Here is a 1,796-nt window from a genome sequence, read left to right on the forward strand (position 1 = left end):
CCTGACGGTCCGCCCCTTGAAATTCCCGGACTATTTCATCTATGCTGGCCATTTTCCCGCAATCTCAAAAAAAAGGATGCGGACCCGCAAGACCACACCCTTTCTTATTCACGCAAAAAACGTTTCTCCTTTTATTTTTCTATCGGAGCCCTTACAAGGTTCCCCCACTCGGTCCACGAGCCGTCGTAATTCCTGACGCTCTCAAACCCGAGAAGATAGGTAAGAACAAACCAGGTGTGAGAAGAACGCTCCCCTATCCTGCAGTAGGCAATCACGTCCTGATCCTTGCTTAGCCCCTGCCCCTTTTCGTATATCTCGACAAGCTCATCGGCCGAGCGGAAAGTTCCGTCCTCATTGGCGGCCGTAGCCCAAGGGACGTTTACCGCACCCGGAATATGTCCTCCGCGAAGCGCGCCTTCCTGAGGGTAAGCCTCCATGTGAAGCAGTTCTCCCGAATATTCCTTCGGGGAACGGACATCGACAAGCGGCTTGCCCGAGTTCATGTGTCCAAGAACGTCATCGCGAAAAGCCCTTATTGACTCATCGACAGCCGACACCTTGTAATCGGTTTTCGGTCTTTCGGGAACCTCTTTTACCATATCTCTTCCCTCGTCGACCCATTTCTGCCTGCCGCCGTCCATTATAAGACATTTTTCATGTCCAAGCACCTTGAAGGTCCAGAATGCGTAGCAGGCCCACCAGTTGCTCCTGTCCCCGTAGAAAACCACTGCGTGGTCGTTTGAAATGCCTTTTTCCGAAAGCAGTGCCTCGAAATCCTCCCTGCTAACGTAGTCCCTTATAAGCTGATCCTGAAGCTCGGTCTGCCAGTCGAATTTCACCGAATTTCTTATGTGTCCTATCTCGTAAAGCAATATGTCCTCATCCGATTCAACTATAACGATATCGGGATCGTCGATATGCTCCTCTACCCAGTCCGTGCTTACCAAAACATCCGGGTTTGCGTAATCCGCCATTTCTGAAACCTCCGTTCGGCCGCGTAACTTCGCGGCCTTTTACAATATTTAGGTAATTATAAATACACGGGGGCGGGTTTTCAAGAAATCCCCAAGGGACCGCCGGGCCCCGCGGGAAACTTGATTTTCGGGGAGGGTTGCGTGATAATTTCTTCGTACGCACAGTCTCAGGAAACCTTAAAATGGCGGAAACAGAAGAGCAGAAAACAGAAGAAATGGCGGAACAGGAAACCGAGGCGCCGGATGAAAACGAAGTTGCCCCAATAATCTGGTCCCAGAAAAGGGTTCCGAACATAGAAAAGGGATATAACCCAAGCGTGCCTTTTTACATGATGGGAATCTTCATCGCACTCATAATCCTGAGCGTGATTTTCGCCAAGATCACATCCTGAGCGTACAATCCCGCCCCCCGCCCAGAGCCATGGACAGGAAAAATCGCGCTTCATCCGTCTCAAAGAACCAGAGCGCCCTGAAAATAGTCTGGTCCGCCCTGCTGCTTGCCATGTTCGCCTACACCGCGGTGGTTTTCGTTTTCAAATCGCCCGAGGCGCCGGATGTCAGAGAAAACGTAAAGGCAGTATTTCTTCTTGGAGGAGTGGTGCTTGGAGTAATCTCCCTTCTCATATACAGGTTTACCCTTTCTGAGAAATCGCTTCGCAAGAAATTTCTCTCAACCCAAGGCCAGGAGCCGGGAAAAAGGCTTGAGGAGTTCTCAAACCGTCTCCTGCTTCCGCACGTGGTTCCCTGGGGAATAAACGAGACCGTGGTGCTGCTCGGATTCGTGCTCGGGTTTTTAGGCAGAAATCCCCAAGACATACTTCC

The 1,796-nt window shown here is 51.0% G+C and carries 3 protein-coding genes; 2 read left to right on the forward strand and 1 reads right to left on the reverse strand.

Features of this window, described 5'->3' with window-relative positions; all coding sequences use genetic code 11:
- Window positions 1-131: 131 nt before the first annotated feature.
- Window positions 132-974, reverse strand: coding sequence for a sulfurtransferase (locus OXG10_08245; GenBank protein MCY3827345.1), 843 nt, complete (start codon window positions 972-974; stop codon window positions 132-134).
- Window positions 975-1,156: 182 nt separating this feature from the next.
- Between OXG10_08245 and OXG10_08250 the strand changes: the two genes are divergently transcribed.
- Window positions 1,157-1,366, forward strand: coding sequence for a hypothetical protein (locus tag OXG10_08250; GenBank protein ID MCY3827346.1), 210 nt, complete (start codon window positions 1,157-1,159; stop codon window positions 1,364-1,366).
- A 29-nt stretch (window positions 1,367-1,395) separates the two neighbouring features.
- Window positions 1,396-1,796, forward strand: a 401-nt coding sequence (locus OXG10_08255; protein ID MCY3827347.1) for a hypothetical protein, incomplete at its 3' end; no start/stop codon positions are given.

The sequence above is a fragment of the Candidatus Dadabacteria bacterium genome (assembly GCA_026706695.1).
Classification (GTDB): domain Bacteria; phylum Desulfobacterota_D; class UBA1144; order Nemesobacterales; family Nemesobacteraceae; genus Nemesobacter.

Excerpts from the sequence above, each read along its gene's own strand:
- OXG10_08245 (MCY3827345.1), bottom strand. The coding sequence starts at position 974 with ATGGCGGATTACGCAAACCCGGATGTTTTGGTAAGCACGGACTGGGTA.
- OXG10_08250 (MCY3827346.1), top strand. The coding sequence starts at position 1,157 with ATGGCGGAAACAGAAGAGCAGAAAACAGAAGAAATGGCGGAACAGGAA.